This window comes from Paraburkholderia acidipaludis NBRC 101816 (assembly GCF_000684975.1).
Lineage (GTDB): Bacteria > Pseudomonadota > Gammaproteobacteria > Burkholderiales > Burkholderiaceae > Paraburkholderia > Paraburkholderia acidipaludis.
The window spans coordinates 1-21,514 of sequence record NZ_BAXZ01000012.1 but is presented as its reverse complement, the minus strand read 5'-3'; the positions used below and the strand labels follow the sequence as shown (position 1 = coordinate 21,514).

Sequence of the window (21,514 nt, the reverse complement as noted above, 5' to 3'; positions counted from 1 at the left end):
GTTCGGGCGGCGTGCGCCCGCGGGAGCGCACGCCGCTATGGGCGTCTTATTCCGGCTGGCCGGGCACGAGCACTTCGCGGCTGCCGTTGATGCCCATCGGCGAGACGAGCCCCGCCGCTTCCATCTGCTCGACGAGCCGCGCCGCGCGGTTATAGCCGATGCGCAGCTGCCGCTGCACCGACGAAATCGACGCGCGCCGCGTGCGCACGACGAAGGCGACGGCCTCGTCGTAGAGCGGATCGGCTTCGGCCTCGGGGGCGTCGCCAAAGAGGTCCTGCGGCGCGCCTTCGCCGGCGGGGCCGTCGAGAATCCCTTCCACGTACTCCGGCTCGCCGAACTGCTTCAGGTACTCGACGACGGCGTGCACTTCCTCGTCGGCCACGAATGCGCCGTGCACGCGCTGCGGATAGCCCGTGCCGGGCGGCAGGAACAGCATGTCGCCCTGGCCCAGCAGCGATTCAGCGCCCATCTGGTCGAGGATCGTGCGCGAGTCGATCTTCGATGAGACCTGGAAGGCCACGCGCGTCGGGATGTTGGCCTTGATGAGGCCCGTGATGACGTCCACGGAGGGGCGCTGCGTCGCGAGGATCAGGTGGATGCCCGCGGCGCGCGCCTTCTGCGCGAGACGCGCGATCAGCTCTTCGATCTTCTTGCCGGCCACCATCATGAGGTCGGCAAGCTCGTCGATCACCACCACGATCATCGGCAGCGGCGAGAGCGGCTCGGGAGCGTCCGGCGTGAGCGAGAACGGGTTGCCGATCTTCTTCTCCTGGGCCTCGGCGTCGCGGATCTTCTGGTTGAAGCCCGCGAGGTTGCGCACGCCCACGGCCGACATCAGCCGGTAGCGCTTTTCCATCTCGCCCACGCACCAGTTGAGCGCGTTGGCGGCGAGCTTCATGTCGGTGACCACGGGCGCGAGCAGATGCGGAATGCCTTCGTAGACCGAAAGCTCCAGCATCTTCGGGTCGATCATGATGAGCCGCACGTCCTCGGGCGTCGCCTTGTAGAGCAGCGAGAGGATCATCGCGTTGATCGCGACGGACTTGCCCGAGCCGGTCGTGCCCGCCACGAGCATGTGCGGGGCCTTGGCGAGGTCCGTGACGATGGGGTGGCCGACGATGTCCTTGCCCAGCGCGATCGTGAGCTTCGAGGGCGAGCGGTCGTACGGCGCCGATTCGAGGATCTCGGAGAGGCGGATCGTCTGGCGGCGCGCGTTCGGCAATTCGAGCCCCATGCAGGTCTTGCCGGGAATCGTTTCGACGACGCGGATCGACGTGAGGCCGAGGCCGCGCGAGAGATCCTTCATGAGGCCGACGATCTGGCTGCCGCGCACGCCGAGCGCGGGCTCGACTTCGAAGCGCGTGATGACCGGGCCCGCCGAGGCGCCGACCACCGTGACCGGCACCTTGAACTCCTGGAGACGCTGCTCGATGAGCTGGCTCGTTTCGGCGAGCTTCTGCTCGGAGACGGGCTCGATTTCCGACGACGCGCGCTCGAGCAGATCGAGGCCCGGCAGATCGACGGAGGAGGCGCTGAGCGGCTGGAACTCGAAGTTCGTCGGCGCATGGCCGCGCACCGGTTGGCGCGCGGCGGGGTCGGGCGCGGGGGCTGCTGCGGCCGCGATGGGTGCTGTGGGTGCTGTGGGTGACGTAGGTGCCGCGGGTGTGATAGGCGCGACAGGTGCAGTCGGCGGTGGCGCAAGGAATGCCGACGGCGTGTCCGGTAAGGTCGGCGGCTCTGCCTGCACGGCAATGGGAGCCGGGTCCCAAGGCGCGATGGGCGGCAGCACGGTTGCCGCGAAGGTGGGCGCCGATGGTGGTGGGGCACTTTGCGCATCGGCGACGGTGGGCAACGCGAATACGGCGCCCGGCGCTGCCGTTGCGGGTTCGGCAGTCTCCGCTACGAGGTCATGCGTCTCGGCGGGCGAGGGCGCGGGGTCTGCGGCGGAAGGCGGCGCTGTGACCTGCCAGTCGAACGTGTCCGCAGCGATTACGCTTTGTGCAACATGCGGGGCGGTTGCTGCTGCGATGGCGGTCGGCTGGGCGTCATCGGTCATGCGCGGGAAGCGCACGACATTCGACCCGTCCGCTGCCGCTGCGGGCACGGGCCCGTGCGCGGAGGCGCTCTGGATCGCCGGTTCGGTCTCTGCGCCCTCGTCTTCGTCGATCGCAGGCTCGCGGACGATCGGCGTGGCGTCGTGCGCGCGCGCCGACTCGGGCTGTGCGACCGACTCCACCGGTTCTTGCGCAGCGGAGTAGAGCGTCGGCATTACGTCGTCGGCGTCATCGGGCGTGTCATCGTCCAGCAGGATCCAAGGCGCGACGCCATGCTCATCCCCGGCCCATGCCGGTTGGACGAACTCGGTGGGTGACGTTTCCACCGCTTGCGCAGAGGGCTCCGGTTGTGCGAGCGGCGGCGTCGGCGCGTCGGCCGCGACAGCGGGCAAGTCTGGGGCAAGCGAGGGCGCCGCCTCGAAGGGCGATACAACTGGCACCGCCGGTATCGCCGCCGCGCTTTGTGCGCCGACGTCCGGGAATGCGGCGGGCGAAAGCGCAGGGTGATCTCTCCATGCGGGCACCGGGCTCTTGGCCGGCTCGTGGGCTTCGACGGCTGGCGGCGCCACGGGCGCTTCGGCTACGGGCTCCGGCGCGGCAGCCGCGGGCAGCACGGCGCGCATGCCGGTGTCGTCCGTAACCGCAGCGGCGGGCTTCCTTTCTGCCGTGCCTTCGTCGATGCCATTACGCCGCGCGAGGCTCGCGCCGGCGAGCTGGGTCCAGCGAGCGGCGTTTTCCTCGATCGAGCGCAGCGTTTCGAGCACGCTCGTCGGGAGCGGCTCGCGCGCGTCGGACGGCGCCGGAACGGTGGGGCGCGGCGCGACCGGCGTAGCCGCGGGCATACCCGCCGCCGGTGCGCCGGTTGGCACTCCTCGTGTCATGTTGCGCGTAGACGGCGTCGGCCAGACGAACGGACGCGGCGGCTTGGGCCGCGGCGCGGGCGGTGCACTCGCCGCCGCGCGCGCAGCCGTACTGCCCGCGACCGGCGGCGGAGCGCTGCGGCGGGTCGGCGCCGGGCTGGCAAACGGTGAAATCAGCGGATCGAACGGCGCGGCAGCCGTGGCCGCAAAGCCGCGCGCGGCTGCGCTGGCGGCTGCGGCAGCCTGCGCCTGCTGTACCGCCGCCGATGCCGACGACGCAATCGGGCGAGCGCCCGGCAGGGGGGTACGGGCCGTGTCGGCGCGCCATCCGGCCAGGTTCGCGGTCTGGTTCGCAGTGGGTCGGGCCGATACCTGCGGGGCGGGCGGTATTCCGGGCTGTGCGGCGGGCGCCGTCGGCCGGCGCGCGTCGAAAGGCGTCGCGGATGCTGCTGCGGTTCGCGCCGTAGCCGTTATCGGCTCACGCAGCCATCCGTCGGGCACGACCGGTTCGGTGCGCGACCGGGCGGGCGTCGTATCGGCATTGCCCGATAGGCTCGGTTCGGCGCGCCAGGAAGCCGGCGCCGGGCGTGCCGGCGCGCTGCTCGCGGTAGATGTTCCCGCCGCAGAGGCCGGCGTAGCGCGCGCGGCGGCCGCGGCCGGCCGCCACACAGTCGGTCGGCGTCGGCGCGAGCCGTCCAGCGCGGCTTGCGTATCGAGCGTGCTCGCGCCCGCCATGCCGTGCGGCACGCTTGCCTCGTCGGGACCGGCGCGGCGGCTGCGCGGCGCGGCGGCGCTGTCGCCGTCCTGGCGGCGGCGTGCGCGCAGGTTCAAGCCGAGCCCGAGCGACAGGTCCGCCCAGAACAGTACGTCGCGCCAACGAAAATCGATCAGCCAGGGCAGGCTGACGAGAAAGAGGCCCGTCATGGCGAGCGCCGTGCCCGCGTGGCCGGCCAGCTTGCCGAGCCCCGAAGCGAGCGCATGCCCGAGCGCGTCGAACCCGGCGACGTCGACGAGCATCGCTTCGAGCGTGCAGCTCGCGACGAGCACGCAGAAAAAGCCGAGCCAGAGCCGGATCGTGCCCGGCCCGCGCAAGCCAGCGCCGCCCGGCAGTGCGGCCCTGACGAGACGCCAGATCAGGGGGACGAACCAGATGGACGAGGCGCCGAACCAGCCAGGAACTACCGTGTGCATGCCAAAGATCTACGTAGGGAAGAAATGCAACGCGTCGAGTGTAACGTTTCAGCCCGCTCAGGCCGAATCGCGGGTTGCTACGGCGCCACGCCTGCCTCGACGCAGGGGGCGCCGCGCGCCGTTAGCCCTGGCGCAAACGACGAAGCGGACGAAGCGGCGGCGCTGCCGCGGCATGGCGCCGCGGCTGTTTGGCCGACCGCTCACTGGCCCGGCTGCGCGGCGCTTGCGCTGCCGGCCGGATGCATGAAGGTGAGACGGTCGCCGTTATCGAGGATGACGTAAAGCGCCTGCGGCGCGCGCATCTCGACGCCGGTGCGTGAGATATGCGTGAGGGCGTCGAGGTACGCGCCTTCGATGTTCCCGCCCGCGCCGGCGCAGGCCATGCGCGTGGCCGCGAGCGGCCCGAATGAGAGCAGGCCGTTCTTGAGCACGTAGCTGCCGGAGTAGCGATTGCAGCCCGAGAAGCCGCTTGCGCGGCGCTGGCCGGTGGCGGCCGAGAGATCGAGCGTGATCGCCTGCGCGTTCGGCGCCGCGCTGCCGACGGCTGCCGAGGCAGTGGATGCGGCGGGCGCATCGGCGGCGCCCGGCAAGGCGCGCAGCGTGCCGTCGGCGTTTTTCCACTCGGTGAGCTGCCACTGCGTGTTGTCGAGCAGCTGCGTCGCGGCGGGCGTAAAAGGATCGGGCGGCGGCGCGGACGAGTCCTGATGCACCGGGATCTTGCAGGCGGCCAGCATCAGGGCGGCGGCGAAGGGCGCCATGAAGGGCGCCACGCGCGACGCGATCCGTCCTGCGTGCAGGCGCAGGTTGCGCTCGGAAGGGCGCCGGCCGGGGCGTGCGCTCAAACGGATGGGCATCGCATGGGTCCTCTCGTAGACGGCGAAAAAAGGCGAAAAACGGCGAAGGCGTAAGCGTAACGCAGTAGTGGCGCTGCATGCGAGCGCAAACGTTGAATCCCGTGCGTCCGCGCGGCTTTTCGAGTCCGCGCGCAGGCGCCGTGACGGCCGGGCCGCATGTTAACATCGGCGCTCTTTCGTATCGTGCAACACCGTCATTCCGGAGACATCATGCAGACCATGCAAACGGCGCAGCGCATCGGCACGCCGCTTTCCGCTTCGGCCACGCGCGTCATGCTGCTCGGCGCCGGCGAACTGGGCAAGGAAGTGATCATCGCGCTGCAGCGCCTCGGCGTCGAAGTGATCGCCGTGGACCGCTACGAGAACGCGCCGGGGCATCAGGTCGCGCATCGCGCGCACGTGATCGACATGGCCGATCCGCAGGCGCTGCGCGCGCTGATCGACGCCGAGCGTCCGCACCTCGTCGTGCCCGAGATCGAGGCCATCGCCACCGACGCGCTCGCGGCTGTCGAGTCCGAAGGCGTGGCCGAAGTGATTCCCACCGCGCGCGCCACGCAGCTCACGATGAACCGCGAGGGCATCCGGCGCCTCGCCGCCGAGGAGCTCGGCCTGCCCACGTCCCCTTGCGCGTTTGCCGATTCGCTCGACGAGCTGAAGGCGGGTATCGCGAAGGTGGGCTACCCGTGCGTGGTGAAGCCGGTGATGTCGTCGTCGGGCAAGGGGCAGTCGGTGCTGAGGAGCGAAGCCGACGTGGAGCGGGCATGGCAGTACGCGCTCGCGGGCGCCCGCGTGAATCGCGGCCGCGTGATCGTCGAGGGCTTCATCAACTTCGACTATGAGATCACGCTGCTCACCGTGCGCGCGATCGACCCCGCGAGCGGCCAGGTTCAGACGTATTTCTGCGATCCGATCGGCCATCTGCAGGTGGACGGCGACTACGTCGAATCGTGGCAGCCGCAGCCGATGAGCGCGAAGGCGCTCGCGCGTTCGCGCGAGGTGGCGCACAAGGTCACCGCGGCGCTGGGCGGGCGCGGTCTTTTCGGCGTCGAGCTGTTCGTGCGCGGCGACGACGTGTGGTTCTCGGAGGTGAGCCCGCGTCCGCACGACACGGGGCTCGTCACGCTCGCGTCGCAGCGCTTCTCGGAGTTCGAGCTGCATGCGCGCGCGATCCTCGGCCTGCCCGTCGACACGGCGGCGCGCGCGCCGGGCGCCTCGGCGGTGATCTACGGCGGGCTCGAGGCGCGCGGCATCGCCTTCGAAGGGGTGGCGCAGGCGCTGGCGATGCCGGGCGCGGACCTGCGTCTCTTCGGCAAGCCGGAGAGCTTCGTCAAGCGCCGCATGGGCGTGGCGCTCGCGAGCGGCGCCGATATCGACGAAGCGCGCACGCGCGCCCGCGCCGCGGCGGCGGCCGTGCGGCCCGTGCCGGGCGACGCGGCGGAGCGCTCCTGAGGAAAGCGGTCATACCTGGACTGGAGAACACGATGATGAGCATTCCCCCGCTTGCTGCCCGTGCCGCGCTGCTGGTGGTCGCCGGCCTCGCCGCTGCCGCGCAGGTGTGCGCCGCGCCCTTGAGCGTAGGGGAGATCCAGACGCAGATGCGCCGCACCTATAGCTACACCTGCGCGGACGGCAAGACCTTCAAGGTGTCCTACCTCAATGCGAAGAACGGCCAGAGCTTCGCGATCGTGCCGGTGGCGGGGCGCAGCCTGCTGTTCGTCGCCACCCTCGCGGCTTCGGGCGTGAAGTACCAGGCCGACCGCTATACGTGGTGGACCAAGGGCCCGCGCGCCGATCTCTACGACGCGATGGCGGGCGAAAACGCCGCGCCCATGCTGGCCGGCTGCGCGACGATCATGCGCTAGGCGCGCCCCTGCGCCGCAGCCCGCGCTCCGCGCGCCTCGGCGCCTCGCTGCCCGCGTCACGGCGGAAAATCCGCCACGGTAGTACGCTGTCGGGCATTGTCTGTCCCCGCTCGCGAGGTGGTCGATGAAGGCGTCGGATCTGTTCGTCAAAGCGCTCGAAGCCGAAGGCGTCGAGTATGTGTTCGGGATTCCCGGCGAGGAAAATCTCGATCTGCTCGAATCGCTGCGGCGCTCGAACATCCGCCTGATCGTCACCCGCCACGAGCAGGCCGCCGGCTTCATGGCCGCCACCTACGGGCGGCTCACGGGCCGCACCGGCGTGTGTCTCGCCACGCTCGGCCCCGGCGCGACCAATTTCGTCACGGCCGCGGCCTATGCGCAGCTCGGCGGCATGCCGATGCTGATGGTCACGGGGCAAAAGCCCATCAAGTCGAGCAAGCAGGGCCACTTCCAGATCGTCGACGTCGTGCGCATGATGGAGCCGCTCACGAAGTACGCGCGCCAGATCGTCTCCATCGGCAATATTCCGGCGCTCGTGCGCGAGGCGTTCCGCCAGGCGGAGCAGGAGCGTCCGGGCGCCGTGCATCTGGAGCTGCCCGAGGACGTGGCCGACGAAGAGGGCGACGGCAAGCCCATCCCGAAGAGCTACAGCCGCCGGCCGATCGCCGAGGAAAAGGCCGTCGCGCATGCGGTGGCCGCGATCTGCTCGGCGCGCCATCCGGTCCTCATGATCGGCGCGGGCGGCAACCGCAAGACCACGCGCAACGTGCTGCGCGAGTTCGTCGACGCCGCCGGCATCCCGTTCTTCACCACGCAGATGGGCAAGGGCGTGATCGACGAATCGCACCCGCTGTGGCTCGGCAACGCCACGCTCTCCGACGGCGACTTCGTCCACCGTGCGATCGAGCACGCCGACTGCATCATCAACGTCGGCCACGACGTCATCGAAAAGCCGCCGTTCTTCATGCGCAGCGCCGATGCGAGGACCGTGATCCACGTGAACTTCCTCGGCGCGGAAGTCGATCCCGTGTACTTTCCGCAGATCGAAGTGGTGGGCGACATCGCCAACGCCGTCTGGCAGATGAAGGAGAGTCTCAAGACGCGCGAACACGCGTGGGATTTCACGCGCTTCGAGGAGATCAAGCGCCATTTCGACGCCCATCTCGCCAAGGGGCAGCACGATCCGCGTTTTCCGATCTATCCCGTGCGGCTCGTGCACGACGTCTACGAGACCATGCCCGAGGACGGCATCCTGTGCCTCGACAACGGCATGTACAAGATCTGGTTCGCGCGCTACTACCGCGCCCACGAGCCGAATTCGCTGCTGCTCGACAACGCGCTCGCCTCGATGGGCGCGGGGCTGCCTTCGGCGATCGCCACGAAGATCGTGCACCCCGAGCGGCGCGTGATGGCCGTCTGCGGCGACGGCGGCTTCATGATGAATTCCCAGGAGCTGGAGACGGCCGTGCGCCTGAAGCTCGACCTCGTCGTGCTGCTGTTGCGCGACGACGCGTTCGGCATGATCCGCTGGAAGCAGGAGAACATGAACTTCCCCGATTACGGCATGACGCTGCAGAACCCCGACTTCGTTGCGTACGCGCAGAGCTATGGCGCGTTCGGCCACCGCGTGCAGGCCGCGGACGAACTCGCGCCGCTGCTCGAACAGTGCTTCGCGACGCCGGGCGTGCACGTGATCGACGTGCCGATCGACTACACCGACAACGAGCGGGTGCTGAACCGCGAGATCAAGCGGCTTTCCGCGCAGCTCTGACGCCGGCAAGCCTGCATGGGCGTGCGCCTTGCTGCGCAGTCCGCGGTGCGCGCGCCTCGCGCGGATGGCGATTAATGAGGTGCGCAGGCTCATCTAGTGCGCGGCGCGGGCCGCTGCGCTTCACGGAGACCCCGTTATGCTGAAACCGACCTATCCGTACTATCTCGCGAACGTCGCGGTAGCGGCGAATACCGACCTCGACGTCACCGACAAATACAGCGGCGAGGTTGCCACGCGCGTCGCGCTCGCCGACGCGAAGGCGATCGATCAGGCGATCGCCGCCGCCGAGGCGGCCATGCCCGCGCTGCGCGCGTTCCCGCCCTTCAAGCGCCAGGCGGTGCTCGACCACTGCGTCGCGCGCTTTCGCGAACGCTTCGACGAGCTCGCGATGGCACTGTGCATCGAGGCGGGCAAGCCGATCAACGACTCGCGCGGCGAGGTCACGCGCCTCATCGACACGTTTCGCGTCGCCGCCGAAGAGTCGGTGCGCATCGACGGCGAAATCATCAACCTCGAAATCTCGGCGCGCGCGAAGGGTTATCACGGCTACGTGAAGCGCGTGGCGATCGGGCCGTGCTCGTTCATCTCGCCGTTCAACTTCCCGCTCAATCTGGCCGCGCACAAGGTCGCGCCCGCGCTCGCCGCCGGCGTGCCGTTCGTGCTCAAGCCCGCGAGCCGCACGCCGGTGGGCGCGCTCATCATCGGCGAGGTGCTGGCGGAAACCGACCTGCCGAAGGGTGCCTTCTCGATCCTGCCCGCCCACCGTGACGGCGCCGATCTCTTCACCACCGACGAACGCTTCAAGCTGCTCTCGTTCACGGGCTCGCCCGCGGTCGGTTGGGATCTGAAAGCGAAGGCGGGCAAGAAGAAGGTGGTGCTGGAACTGGGCGGCAACGCCGCGGCTGTCGTCGACGCGGACCAGGCCGGCAAGCTCGACTATGTGGTCGACCGCCTCGCCTTCGGCGCGTACTACCAGTCGGGGCAAAGCTGCATCGGCGTGCAGCGCATTCTCGTGCACGCCTCGATCTACGACGCGCTGCGCGAGAAGCTGATCGCAAAGACGAAGTCGCTCAAGATGGGCGACCCGAAGGACGAGAAGACCTTCGTCGGGCCGATGATCTCGGAGTCGGAGTCGCGGCGCCTCGCGGGCTGGATGGAGGCGGCGGTGGCGGCGGGCGCGAAAATCATTGCGGGCGGCAAGGTGGACGGCGCGATGTTCGAGGCAACGCTGCTCGAGAACGTGGGCCGCGACACCGATCTTTACCGCCGCGAGGCATTCGGCCCCGTGGCGATCCTCGAACGTTTCGACGATTTCGGCGAGGCGTTGAAGGTCGTCAACGACAGCGATTTCGGCCTGCAGGCGGGCGTGTTCACCGATTCGCTCGCGAATGCTCATCGCGCCTGGGATACGCTCGAAGTGGGCGGCGTGGTGATCAACGATATTCCGTCATTTCGCGTCGATAACATGCCGTATGGCGGCGTGAAGGATTCGGGGCTGGGGCGCGAGGGTGTGCGCTACGCCATCGAGGACATGACCGAACTGCGACTGATGGTGATGCGCGAGACCTGGTGAGGGCGCGGGCGGGTTTCGCGTGCATATGGGGCCACAACATGCGCATCCGCGTTGGCCGGTAGGGATGCCGGCAGTTCGGAGCGCCGTTAGAGAGACCTGTAGCGTGCTGACCGTGAGTTTCATGTCGCAGTGCTACAATACCGCCCTTTCGGCGGGGTGCGCGTTGCTGCGCCTGTCTGCCTGACGGCCGAGCTGTGGGCGTGAGAAGCACCTTCAAGGTACCCCCGACCTTCGAGGTCATCCCGCGACCACCCCGAGGCCACCCCGGCCGTACGCCGGGTGACCTGCGCCGGGCGTACCGCTTGCGACCCCCGGTGACCCGCGGCGACCCGCGATCTGTTGATGCGGGTGGCGCAAATGCCACCGCGCCATGCGCCAAAGCGCCTTTATAGCGAAGCCACCATGTCCGACACCGACGTCAAGCCCAGCACTGCGACCTTCGACCAGTTCGGCCTTGCACCTGAAATTCTCAAGGCCATCAAGGACCAGGGCTACACGACGCCTACGCCGATCCAGGCGCAGGCGATCCCCGTCGTGCTCACGGGCCGCGACGTGATGGGCGCCGCGCAAACCGGCACCGGCAAGACCGCGAGCTTCTCGCTGCCGATCATCCAGCGCCTCTTGCCCGGCGCCAGCACGAGCGCTTCGCCCGCGCGCCACCCGGTGCGCGCGCTGATCCTCACGCCCACGCGGGAGCTGGCCGACCAGGTCGCCGCCAACGTGCGCTCGTATGCCGTGCACACGCCGCTGCGCAGCGCCGTGGTGTTCGGCGGCGTGGACATGAATCCGCAGTCCGACGAGCTGCGCCGCGGCGTCGAGATCCTGATCGCGACGCCGGGCCGCCTGCTCGACCACGTCCAGCAGAAGACCACGAATCTCGGCCAGGTGCAGATGCTCGTGCTCGACGAAGCCGACCGCATGCTCGACATGGGCTTCCTGCCGGACCTCCAGCGCATCATCAACCTGCTGCCGAAGGAACGCCAGACGCTCCTGTTCTCGGCCACGTTCTCGCCCGAAATCAAGAAGCTCGCCGCGACGTATCTGCGTTCGCCGCAGACCATCGAGGTCGCGCGCAGCAACTCCACGGCCACCAACGTCACGCAGATCGTGTACGAGGTGCACGAGGGCGACAAGACCGGCGCCGTTGTCCAATTGATCCGCGATCGCGGCCTGAAGCAGGTGATCGTGTTCTGCAACAGCAAGATCGGCGCGAGCCGTCTCGCCCGCCTGATCGAGAAGCAGGGCATCGTCGCGACGGCGATTCACGGCGACCGCTCGCAAAGCGAGCGCATGCAGGCGCTCGACGCCTTCAAGCGCGGCGAGATCGAGGCGCTCGTCGCGACCGACGTGGCCGCGCGCGGCCTCGATATCGCCGAGCTGCCGGCCGTCATCAACTTCGACCTGCCGTTCAATGCGGAAGACTACGTGCACCGCATCGGCCGCACGGGCCGCGCGGGTGCCTCGGGCGACGCGCTCTCGCTGTGCAGTCCGAGCGAGAAGAAGCAGCTGGCGGACATCGAAAAACTCATCAAGCGTCCGCTCACGGTGGAGCGGCTTGTTGTCGACACGCCCGTGCCGCATCACGAGGGCAGCAGCCGCGGCCGGCGCGAGCGTGACGGCTACGAGGGGCGCGGCGAGCGCAGCGGCCATCGCAGCACGGCGTCGTTCGACCGGCCGCATCATCGCCGCTCACAGCCGGTCGACGAGTTCTTCCTGAAGCCCTACGAGCCGTCGCCGAGCGCGCGCAAAGCCGCCGAAGACCAGCCGGCCGCGAGCGCCGGCGCGTCGCAGAAACCGCAGTCGAAGCAGCCGCTTGCGGCGCTGCTGGGCGGCTTGGGGTCGGCGTGGCGTAACAAGCCTTCGTCGTCTTCGTCGAACTGACGCGAGGCTTTGGCGGGTAGAGAAACGGCGTGCTTTGGGGCACGCCGTTTTGCATTTCTGGGTAGCGCTTTCAGCATCGCCGCGCTCAGGCCGCAGCGGACCGTTGCGCGAGCCTGCGCCGCCACGCGTCGATCGCATCGGCCTGGAACGCTTCGAGCGACGCCGGCGCCGGATCGTGCAAATCGAGTTCCAGATGCCGCGCGGCTGCAACCAGCGCATCGAGCGGCCGCGACGAGTCGAGCGGCTGCGCGCCAGTCTGCTTGGACAGTTTTTCGCCCTCGGCGTTGGTCACGATCGGCACGTGCAGCCAGGCGGGCGTTGGCACGCCGAGGCACTGCTGCAGCCAGATCTGCCGCGCCGTGGAGTCGAGCAGATCCGCGCCGCGCACCACGTGCGTGATGCCCTGCTCGGCGTCGTCCACGACCACCGCCAACTGATAGGCCCACTGGCCGTCGGCGCGCAGCAACACGAAGTCGCCGACCTCGGTCGCCAGGTCCTGCGATTGCGGGCCTTGCCAGCGATCGTCGAAGCGGATCGTGGCATCCGTATCGGCATCGTCCGGCACGCGCAGGCGCCAGGCCCGTGCGCGCTTGCCGTGCAGGCCGTCGCGGCAGGTGCCGGGGTAGATCAGCGTGGTGTTGCGCCGATGGACGTGAAGTTGCGAATCGGCGATTTCCTTGCGCGTGCAGCCGCAAGGATAAACGTGGCTTGTCGCGAGCAGCCGGTCCAGCGCCGCGCGGTAGAGATCGAGGCGCGCGCTCTGCCGGACGGGCGCCTCGTCGGGGTGAAAGCCGAAGCGTTCGAGCGTCGCGAGAATGTCTTCGGCGGCGCCGGGCACCGTGCGCGGCGCGTCGATGTCCTCGATCCGCACGAGCCACGCGCCGCCATGTGCGCGGGCGTCGAGCCAGCTCGCGAGCGCCGAGACGAGCGAGCCGAAGTGCAGCGGGCCGGTGGGCGAGGGCGCGAAGCGGCCGCGGTACGTGCGATGGGAGCCGTTGCCTGCCGCCGTCACGCTCATGCCAACCCGGGCTTCACGCCGCCGCGCCGGCTTGTGCCGTTGCGCCGCCCTCGTCGCGCGCCGGATGGCACGCCGGGCAGCTCTTGCCCGCGACGTAGAGCGGCGAAGCCTGCTCGGCCGGCGTAACGATAGCGCGGCACGCAAAGCACTGCACCGTGTCGGTCGGTTCGAGCTCGGGGTTGAGTGCGGTGCGCTGGTCGAACACGAAGCAGTCGCCCGTGTAGTGCGCGCCGCCCACTTCCTCGAAATACTTGAGAATGCCGCCTTCGAGCTGATAGACGCTCTCGATCCCCACTTCCTTCATATGGATCGCGGCCTTCTCGCAGCGGATGCCGCCCGTGCAGAACGACACCACCGTCTTGCCTTCCAGATCCGCGCGGTTCGCCTCGATCACGCCGGGGAATTCGCTGAACTTGCTGATGCGGTAGTCGAGCGCGTGCTCGAACGTGCCGACGTCCACCTCGAAGGCGTTGCGCGTGTCGAGCATCACGACGGGGCGGCCTTCGTCGTCATGGCCGCGGTCGAGCCAGGTCTTGAGCGTGGCGGGCGCGACCGAGGGCGCGCGGCCTTCTTCGGGACGGATCGCGGGCTTCTTCATCGTGATGATCTCGCGCTTCAGGCGCACGAGCATGCGATTGAAGGGGCGGGTATCCGAGAAGCTTTCCTTGAACCGGAGCGTCGCGAACTTGCCTTCGAACAGCGGATCGTGGTTGATGTAGTCCATGAACGTGCGAACGGCAGCTTCCTCGCCGGCCACGAACAGGTTGATGCCTTCCGGCGCGAGCAGGATCGTGCCCCGCAAATCGAGCGACTTGCAGCGCTCGAGGACTTGCGGGCGCCATTCGGCGGTCTTGTCGAGCGTTGCGAACTGGTAGGCGGAGAGATTGAGAATGGGCATGGCTTGAACCGGTGAAACCCGCCCGCCTGAAATCCGCGTTGGGGCCGCTTTGGACTCGCGTAAGGCGGCGGGCGCAATCCTCTATTATCCCTCAAGCGGAACCCCGGGGCGTCCGGCGGCGGTGCGAGCGTTTGACGCGGCAGCGAGTGCGGCGTTAAAACACCCGGTTCGTTGGCCCGCTTCGCAGCCGGAATTCGCGCGAGGCAAGCGTTACAATGACGCCCATGTCAGATCCCCGCTTCGTTCATCTTCGCGTCCACTCCGAATTCTCGATTGCCGACGGCATCGTGCGCCTCGACGACCTCGTCAAGGCGGCGGCCAAAGACGGCCAGGGGGCGCTCGCGCTCACCGATCTCGGCAACGCATTCGGCCTCGTTCGTTTTTACCAGGAAGCGCGCGGCAAAGGGGTCAAACCCATCGCCGGCTGTGACGTCTGGATCATGAATCCGGACGACCGCGACAAGCCTTCGCGCCTTTTGCTGCTCGTGAAGGACAAACGCGGCTATCTGAACCTGTGCGAGCTGCTTTCGAAGGCGTGGCTCACGAACCAGTACCGGGGGCGCGCCGAAATCGACGTCGCGTGGCTGGAAGCGGGACTGGGCGAAGGGCTGCTCGCGCTCTCGGGCGCGCAGCAGGGCGACATCGGCCTCGCGCTCGCGGCGGGCAACGTCGAAAGCGCGAAGCGCCACGCGCAGCGCTGGGCGAACCTTTTCCCGAACGGCTTCTATGTCGAACTGCAACGCTGCGGCCAGCCCGGCGGCGAGCAGTACGTCCAGCAGGCCGTGGCAATTGCGGCGGAACTGAAGCTGCCCGTGGTCGCCACGCACCCCATGCAGTTCATGGAAGGCGACGAGTACACGGCGCACGAAGCCCGCGTGTGCATTTCCGAAGGCGACATCCTCGCGAATCCGCGCCGCCAGAAGCGCTTCACCACCGACCAGCGCTTTCAGACCCAGGACGAAATGGCCGCGCTGTTCGCGGACATTCCGTCGGCGGTCGCGAACACGGTCGAGATCGCGAAGCGCTGCAATCTCAAGCTCGAACTCGGCAAGCCGAAGCTGCCGCTGTTCCCGACGCCCGACGGCATGTCGCTTGACGACTACCTCGTGCAGCTCTCGAAAGAGGGCCTCGAAAAGCGCCTCGTGCAGCTTTATCCGAACGAGGCCGAACGCGAGAGCGAACGCGCGCGCTACTACGAGCGTCTCGACTTCGAGTGCAAGACCATCATCAAGATGGGCTTCCCGGGCTACTTTCTGATCGTCGCGGACTTCATCAACTGGGCGAAGAACAACGGCGTGCCGGTGGGACCGGGCCGGGGCTCGGGCGCGGGCTCGCTCGTTGCCTACGCGCTCGGCATTACCGACCTCGATCCGCTGCGCTACAACCTGCTGTTCGAGCGCTTCCTGAATCCGGAACGCGTTTCGATGCCCGACTTCGACATCGACTTCTGCCAGCACGGGCGCGATCGCGTGATTCAGTACGTGAAGGAGAAGTACGGCGCCGACGCGGTCTCGCAGATCGCCACCTTCGGCACCATGGCCGCGAAGGCGGCGGTGCGCGACATCGGCCGCGTGCTCGACCTCGGCTACAACTTCACCGACGGCGTGGCGAAGCTGATTCCGTTCAAGCCGGGCAAGCACGTCACGATCGCGGACGCGATGAAGGAAGAGCCGCTCCTGCAGGAGCGCTACGACAACGAAGACGAAGTGCACCAGCTGCTCGACCTCGCGCAGCGCGTGGAGGGCCTCACGCGTAACGTGGGCATGCACGCGGGCGGCGTGCTGATCGCGCCGGGCAAGCTCACCGACTTCTGCCCGCTCTACACGCAGGGCGACGAAAGCGGCGTAGTGAGCCAGTACGACAAGGACGACGTGGAAGCCGTCGGGCTCGTGAAGTTCGACTTTCTGGGCCTGACCACGCTCACGATTCTCGACTGGGCCGAGCGCTACATCCGCATGCTCGACCCGTCGAAGCAAGACTGGTCGCTCGCGCAGGTGCCGCTAGACGATGCGGCCTCGTTCCAGATCCTCAAGAAAGCCAATACGGTTGCCGTGTTCCAGCTGGAAAGCCGCGGCATGCAGGGCATGCTGAAGGACGCGCAGCCCGACCGCTTCGAGGACATCATCGCGCTCGTGGCCTTGTATCGTCCGGGCCCGATGGACCTGATCCCGAGCTTCTGCGCGCGCAAGCACGGCCGCGAAGTGGTGGAATATCCCGATCCGCGCGTCGAACCGGTTCTGAAAGAGACCTACGGCATCATGGTCTATCAGGAGCAGGTGATGCAGATGGCGCAGATCATCGGCGGCTACTCGCTCGGCGGCGCGGACTTGCTGCGCCGCGCGATGGGCAAGAAGAAGCCCGAGGAGATGGCCCAGCACCGCGAGATCTTCGCCGAGGGCGCCGCGAAAAACGGCCTCACGCGCGAGAAGGCCGACGAAACCTTCGACCTGATGGAGAAGTTCGCGGGCTACGGCTTCAACAAGTCGCACGCGGCCGCCTACGCGCTGCTCGCCTATCACACGGCGTGGCTCAAGGCGCACCATCCGGCCGAATTCATGGCGGCGAATATGTCGCTCGCCATGGACGACACCGACAAGGTGAAGATCCTCTTCGAGGACTGCCTCACGAACAAGATGGCCGTGCTGCCGCCGGACATCAATGCTTCGGCGTACCGCTTCGAGCCGGTAGCCGAGGTGGACGGCTCGCGCTCGCGCACGATCCGCTACGGCCTCGGCGCGATCAAGGGCAGCGGCCAGAGCGCCATCGAAGAGATTTTGCGCGCGCGCGAAGAAGGCGGCCTCTTCAAGGACCTGTTCGACTTCTGCGAGCGCATCGACCGCCGTGTCGTGAACCGCCGCACGATCGAGGCGATGATCCGCGCGGGCGCGTTCGACACGGTGCACGCGAACCGCGCGCAGTTGCTCGCTTCCGTGCCGATGGCCATGGAAGCCGCCGACCAGGCGAGCGCCAATGCCATGCAGGCCGGCCTCTTCGACATGGGCGACGCGCCGCTCGCCGCGCATGAGCTGGTGGACGAACCCGCATGGGCCGAAAAACGCAAGCTCCAGGAGGAGAAGGGGGCGCTTGGCTTCTATCTCTCGGGCCACCTCTTCGACGCGTACAAGGACGAGGTCCGCCGCTTCGTGCGCCAGAAGATCGGCGACCTGAAGGAAGGGCGCGACAAGCTCATCGCGGGCGTGATCGCCTCGTTGCGCACGCAAATGACCCAGCGCGGCAAGATGCTTATCGCGTTGCTCGACGACGGCTCCGGCCAGTGCGAAGTGACGGTGTTCAACGAGCAGTACGAGGCGCACAAGGCGCTCTTCAAGGAAGACGAACTGCTCGTCGTGCAGGGCGGGGCGCGCAACGACGCGTTCACGGGCGGCATCCGCTTCACGGTGGACACGGTCATGGATCTGGAGCGCGCGCGCAGCCGCTATGCGCAGGCCGTGAAGCTGCAGATGAACGGCAATGCCGACGCCCACGCGCTGCGTAGCGTGCTGGAAGCGCATCGCGCGAAGCCCGACGACACGCTGCCCGCGCCGGTGGTCGAGGCGCGCGGACGCGGCGGCTTCGGGCGCGATCGCGGCGAACGCACGCAAGCCGCGATTCCCAACGGGCTCGCCGTCCAGATCGTCTACCGCAACGAGCGTGCCGAGGGCGAGGTGCGCCTGGGCGACGCCTGGCGCGTCAAGCCTACCGACGACCTGCTCGCGGCGCTGCGCGGCGAGTTCGCCGACAGCTCGATCGAGATCCTTTACTGAGGTTGTGGCGCGACTTGCAAGCCCGGGGGCGCGGCGCCCCCGGAGCGTTCATTGCGGCAGTTCGGCAAGGCCCCGCTCGGCGCGCACCGAGCCATCGGCAATGCGTGCCTTGACCCGTTCGTAGTTGGGGCTGGCCTGCGTGCGCGGCTGCTCGCGGTGCCACAGGTGGAAGATTTCGGTGGCATAGGCGCCGAGCTTGCGGTGCACGCCACAGTTGGCGAGCCGGATCACGAGATCGGCATCTTCGTGCCCCCAGCCGACGAAGCTGGTGTCGAAGCCGTTCACGCGCTCCAGATCGCGGCGCCAGGCGCTCATGTTGCAGCCCTTGATGCCGCGCCACTTGAACTGCTCGACAACGCGCCATGTGCGGTCTGGCAGCTTGACGAGGAGCGGCGCAATCTTGTTGACGTGGCCGCCCACGCGCTGCCGTGCCCAGAAGCCGAAACCTTGGTCGGGCAAAGCCACCTTGCGCTCGATCACCTCGCGCGTGAGCGTTTCGTCCAGCAGGATCCTGCTGCCGGTGACGATGGCGCCCTCGCTCGCGAGCTGCCGGTGCCGCGCGACGAAGTCGTGCTGCGGAACGCAGTCGCCGTCCAGAAAGACCAGGTAGTCGCCGCGCGCTTTGGCAATGCCCTTGTTGCGGATCTCGGCCAGCCGGAAGCCGTCGTCCGGGTGCCATACGTGCTCGATGCGCACGGCAGACGCCTCGGCACAGGCCGCGACCGTCTCGCGCGTCGCGTCGCCCGAGCCGTCGTCGGCAACGATGATTTCGTAGTTCGTATCGTTCTGCGCAGCACAGCCGGCCAGCACGCGTTCGAGCGCATCGGGACGGTTATAGGTGCTGACGATCACGGAAACCAGCATGTCGTGCCGCCCGTTCATGGTTTTTTCGTGCCTTCGCGGGTCGGCTCGGCTTCGAGCAGCATCAGCTTGAGATAACGGTAGTAGGTGCCTTCGGCGTTGGAAATCGCCAGCACGAGCCCCATCTTGCCGTCGAGAAAGCCGCGCTGGATGATCCACGTGCGCACGAAGGTCCAGAATCCGTGCAGCAGTGCGCGGCCGACGCCGCCACTGCGTTTGCCAGGTTGACCGCGCGCGGCCCGCTGCGTCGCGCCGTAGCTCGAATAGCTGTCGATCTTGCCGAGCACTTCGGAAAAGTCGCGGAAGCTGTAGTGCATCAGCGGCTCGGAGAGCGTGCCGAGGCGTGTGTCGGGCGCGGCGATCACGCGCTCATGCACGAGATCGTTCGAGAAATGCGCCGCGTCGCGGCGAAAGAGCCGCGTGACGTAATCGGGCGACCAGCCCGAATGGCGTATCCACTGGCCGCAATAGTTCGACCGGCGCGGCAGCCGGAACAGGTCGGCGGCGCTCGCCTTCACGCTCGCGAGAATTTCGTCGCGCAGCGCGGGGGGAATGCGTTCGTCGGCGTCGAGCGACAGTATCCAGGGGCCGCGGGCCGCTTCGAGGGCGCGCTGTTTTTGCGGTCCGAAGCCGGGCCAGTCGGTTTCGACGACCGTGGCGCCGAACTCGCGGCAGATCGCCTGAGTGCCGTCGGTGCTGCCCGAGTCGAGCACGACGATTTCGCCGACCCAGCCGTGAACCGAAGCGAGGCAGTCCCGAATATCATGGGCTTCGTTTTTGACGATGACGATGACACTGATCGCATCGGATTGGGCGCTGAATTTGCCGCTATCACTCATCGGTGCTAGGTCGCGACGGCTCGAAGAAGGGGGCGAATATCGCCGGAGACCGGCTACGGATCGGCCCGGGCGCGGTGAAGGGGGAGAGGGGCTGGCGGCGCGCCTTTCGTCCCGCTTGCATCGCGCCGAAGCCGAGCAAGGGAGTATATCCAAAAACGTTGCCAGCACGCGAACCGCGTCGGCAGATCCTACGCATCGCCGGCCCGGCCGAGCGTTTACAATGGCGTACCCGTTTGTCCGCCAGGCGTGCGCCTGCCGGCGGACAGCTTCATCCGCATTTTTCGAGGGCATTTTGAGCGAGAAGTCAACCTTGAGCAAGCCGATCGGCTCCGGCACGAAGTCGTCGCCGCTACTGATCGGCCGCCGGCTATGGCCGTACGTGAAGCCCCTCGCCTGGGTGCTTCTCGCGGGCATCCTGGCGATGGCCGTCGTGGCGGCCACGGAGGCCGGCATTCCGGCCCTGCTGAAGCCGCTGCTCGACGACGGCTTCGGCACGCACGGCGCTTCCAGGGCGAAATGGATCGTGCCCGCGGCGATCGTCGGCCTCTCGCTCGTGCGCGGCCTCGCGCAATATGCGTCCGGCTATCTGCTGCAGTACGTCTCGAACCGCGTGCTGCTCTCGCTGCGGCTCAAGATGTTCGAGCGGATGATCCATGCCAGCGTCGGCTTCTTTCAGCGCGAGACCGCGAGCACGGTGATCAACGCGATCGTGTTCGAGGTCAACCAGATTCTTGGCGTGCTGCTCGGCGTGCTGGTCACGATCGTGCGCGATTCGCTCACGGTGGTATTCCTGCTCGGCTATCTGTTCTATCTGAACTGGCGGCTCACGCTGATCGTCGCGGTGCTGCTGCCCGGCATCGGCTGGCTCGTGAGCAAGATCAACCGGCGTCTGCGGCGCCTGAACCGCGAGCATCAGACGTTCACGAACGAGCTGTCGTACATCGTCGAGGAGACCGTGGGCGGGTACAAGGTCGTCAAGGTGCACAACGGCGAGCAGTACGAAAAAGACCGCTTCGGCGCGTTGAGCAAGCGCCTGCGCGGCTACCAGATGCGCATGACGGTCTCGGGCGGGCTCGCGCAGCCGCTCACCCAGTTTCTTGCGTCGATCGCGCTCGCGCTCGTCGTCAGCATTGCGGTCGTGCAGGCGGCAAACGACCAGACGACGGTGGGCGGCTTTGTCGCGTTCGTCACGTCGATGCTGCTCGTGATCTCGCCGCTCAAGCACCTGATCGACGTGAACCAGCCCTTGCAGCGCGGGATGACCGCGGCGGAGCTGATCTTCGGGCTGATCGACGAGCCGCCGGAGCCGCCCGGCGGCGGCCTGCCGCTCGAACGGGCGCGCGGCGAGGTGGAGTTCCGCGATGTTTCGTTTGCCTACGGGGCGAGCCATCGTGCGACGCTCGACCATGTGTCGTTCCGGGTCAGGCCCGGCGAGATGGTGGCGCTGGCCGGCCCCTCGGGCAGCGGCAAGACGACGCTCGTGAATCTGCTGCCGCGCTTTTTCGATCCGACGGGCGGCAGCGTGCTGGTGGACGGCGTGCCGATTCCCGACTACGACATCCATGCGCTGCGCCGGCAGATCGCGATGGTGAGCCAGGACGTGGTGCTGTTCAACGATACGGTCGCCAACAACGTGGCCTACGGCGAAACGGCCGACCGCGAGCGCGTGAAGCGCGCGCTGCAGGCCGCGAACCTCTGGGAGACGGTTTCGGCGCTGCCCGACGGCATGGATACGCTGATCGGCGATAACGGGATGAAATTCTCGGGCGGCCAGCGCCAGCGTCTCGCAATCGCTCGCGCGATCTACAAGGACGCGCCGATCCTGATCCTCGACGAGGCAACGTCGGCTCTGGATTCGGAATCGGAGCGCCACGTGCAGGCGGCGCTGGAGACGCTCATGCGCGGGCGCACGACGCTCGTGATCGCGCACCGCCTCTCGACGATCGAGCGCGCGGACCGCATCCTCGTGATGGATGGCGGCCATATCGTCGAATCGGGTACGCACCAGCAACTGCTCGAGCACGGCGGGCTGTACGCGCATCTGCACAAGATCCAGTATCAGCAGAGCGCAGCCTGAACTATCTGAGA

General features: G+C 67.8%; 13 protein-coding genes. 7 read left to right on the top strand and 6 right to left on the bottom strand.

Annotated elements, in window-relative coordinates:
• Positions 1-46 precede the first annotated feature (46 nt).
• Both BAC01S_RS15145 and BAC01S_RS31385 read right to left on the bottom strand, forming a co-directional pair.
• Positions 47-4,105: a DNA translocase FtsK gene (locus tag BAC01S_RS15145; RefSeq protein ID WP_027795531.1), complete on the bottom strand. Its 4,059-nt coding sequence runs from the start codon at positions 4,103-4,105 to the stop codon at positions 47-49.
• 200 nt (positions 4,106-4,305) lie between these two features.
• The gene (locus tag BAC01S_RS31385) at positions 4,306-4,959 is read right to left on the bottom strand and encodes an META domain-containing protein (protein ID WP_043202367.1); all 654 of its coding nucleotides are present in this window, start codon (positions 4,957-4,959) and stop codon (positions 4,306-4,308) included.
• A gap of 219 nt (positions 4,960-5,178) precedes the next feature.
• On the opposite strand from BAC01S_RS31385, the gene purT reads away from it, so the two are divergent.
• The 5 genes from purT (at position 5,179) to BAC01S_RS15115 (ending at position 12,046) form a co-directional block, all read left to right on the top strand.
• The gene (gene purT, locus BAC01S_RS15135) at positions 5,179-6,408 is read left to right on the top strand and encodes a formate-dependent phosphoribosylglycinamide formyltransferase (RefSeq protein WP_027795530.1); all 1,230 of its coding nucleotides are present in this window, start codon (positions 5,179-5,181) and stop codon (positions 6,406-6,408) included.
• Between the two features lie 32 nt (positions 6,409-6,440).
• A complete protein-coding gene (locus BAC01S_RS15130; RefSeq protein ID WP_245616592.1) occupies positions 6,441-6,821 on the top strand; it encodes an MliC family protein in 381 nt (126 codons plus the stop codon).
• Between the two features lie 124 nt (positions 6,822-6,945).
• Positions 6,946-8,592: an acetolactate synthase large subunit gene (locus tag BAC01S_RS15125; RefSeq protein WP_027795528.1), complete on the top strand. Its 1,647-nt coding sequence runs from the start codon at positions 6,946-6,948 to the stop codon at positions 8,590-8,592.
• A 136-nt stretch (positions 8,593-8,728) separates the two neighbouring features.
• The gene (locus tag BAC01S_RS15120) at positions 8,729-10,165 is read left to right on the top strand and encodes an aldehyde dehydrogenase family protein (RefSeq protein ID WP_027795527.1); all 1,437 of its coding nucleotides are present in this window, start codon (positions 8,729-8,731) and stop codon (positions 10,163-10,165) included.
• Between the two features lie 402 nt (positions 10,166-10,567).
• The gene (locus BAC01S_RS15115) at positions 10,568-12,046 is read left to right on the top strand and encodes a DEAD/DEAH box helicase (protein WP_027795526.1); all 1,479 of its coding nucleotides are present in this window, start codon (positions 10,568-10,570) and stop codon (positions 12,044-12,046) included.
• Between the two features lie 85 nt (positions 12,047-12,131).
• On the opposite strand, the gene gluQRS is transcribed toward BAC01S_RS15115, so the two are convergent.
• Complete coding sequence (gene gluQRS, locus BAC01S_RS15110) at positions 12,132-13,064, bottom strand: tRNA glutamyl-Q(34) synthetase GluQRS (protein WP_043202365.1); 933 nt, start codon at positions 13,062-13,064, stop codon at positions 12,132-12,134.
• 13 nt (positions 13,065-13,077) lie between these two features.
• Complete coding sequence (locus BAC01S_RS31380) at positions 13,078-13,962, bottom strand: sulfurtransferase (protein WP_043202364.1); 885 nt, start codon at positions 13,960-13,962, stop codon at positions 13,078-13,080.
• Between the two features lie 215 nt (positions 13,963-14,177).
• Here BAC01S_RS31380 and dnaE point away from each other — a divergent pair, with 215 nt between their 5' ends.
• A complete protein-coding gene (gene dnaE / locus BAC01S_RS15100; RefSeq protein WP_027795524.1) occupies positions 14,178-17,726 on the top strand; it encodes a DNA polymerase III subunit alpha in 3,549 nt (1,182 codons plus the stop codon).
• A 48-nt stretch (positions 17,727-17,774) separates the two neighbouring features.
• On the opposite strand, the gene BAC01S_RS15095 is transcribed toward dnaE, so the two are convergent.
• Positions 17,775-18,608, bottom strand: a complete 834-nt coding sequence (locus tag BAC01S_RS15095) for a glycosyltransferase family 2 protein (RefSeq protein ID WP_043202362.1) — start codon at positions 18,606-18,608, stop codon at positions 17,775-17,777.
• Entirely contained in the window at positions 18,605-19,426 is an 822-nt protein-coding gene (locus BAC01S_RS15090; protein ID WP_043202359.1) for a glycosyltransferase family 2 protein, read from the bottom strand. Before BAC01S_RS15090 ends, BAC01S_RS15095 begins: the two co-directional genes overlap by 4 nt.
• Before the next feature lie 292 nt (positions 19,427-19,718).
• Between BAC01S_RS15090 and msbA the strand changes: the two genes are divergently transcribed.
• A complete protein-coding gene (gene msbA / locus BAC01S_RS15085; RefSeq protein WP_027795521.1) occupies positions 19,719-21,503 on the top strand; it encodes a lipid A export permease/ATP-binding protein MsbA in 1,785 nt (594 codons plus the stop codon).
• Positions 21,504-21,514: the final 11 nt, after the last annotated feature.

What these genes read in the sequence shown, in the direction of transcription:
- BAC01S_RS15145 (WP_027795531.1), bottom strand. Translation starts at nt 4,105, where the DNA reads ATGCACACGGTAGTTCCTGGCTGGTTCGGCGCCTCGTCCATCTGGTTC.
- BAC01S_RS31385 (WP_043202367.1), bottom strand. Translation starts at nt 4,959, where the DNA reads ATGCCCATCCGTTTGAGCGCACGCCCCGGCCGGCGCCCTTCCGAGCGC.
- purT (WP_027795530.1), top strand. Translation starts at nt 5,179, where the DNA reads ATGCAAACGGCGCAGCGCATCGGCACGCCGCTTTCCGCTTCGGCCACG.
- BAC01S_RS15130 (WP_245616592.1), top strand. Translation starts at nt 6,441, where the DNA reads ATGATGAGCATTCCCCCGCTTGCTGCCCGTGCCGCGCTGCTGGTGGTC.
- BAC01S_RS15125 (WP_027795528.1), top strand. Translation starts at nt 6,946, where the DNA reads ATGAAGGCGTCGGATCTGTTCGTCAAAGCGCTCGAAGCCGAAGGCGTC.
- BAC01S_RS15120 (WP_027795527.1), top strand. Translation starts at nt 8,729, where the DNA reads ATGCTGAAACCGACCTATCCGTACTATCTCGCGAACGTCGCGGTAGCG.
- BAC01S_RS15115 (WP_027795526.1), top strand. Translation starts at nt 10,568, where the DNA reads ATGTCCGACACCGACGTCAAGCCCAGCACTGCGACCTTCGACCAGTTC.
- gluQRS (WP_043202365.1), bottom strand. Translation starts at nt 13,064, where the DNA reads ATGAGCGTGACGGCGGCAGGCAACGGCTCCCATCGCACGTACCGCGGC.
- BAC01S_RS31380 (WP_043202364.1), bottom strand. Translation starts at nt 13,962, where the DNA reads ATGCCCATTCTCAATCTCTCCGCCTACCAGTTCGCAACGCTCGACAAG.
- dnaE (WP_027795524.1), top strand. Translation starts at nt 14,178, where the DNA reads ATGACGCCCATGTCAGATCCCCGCTTCGTTCATCTTCGCGTCCACTCC.
- BAC01S_RS15095 (WP_043202362.1), bottom strand. Translation starts at nt 18,608, where the DNA reads ATGAACGGGCGGCACGACATGCTGGTTTCCGTGATCGTCAGCACCTAT.
- BAC01S_RS15090 (WP_043202359.1), bottom strand. Translation starts at nt 19,426, where the DNA reads ATGAGTGATAGCGGCAAATTCAGCGCCCAATCCGATGCGATCAGTGTC.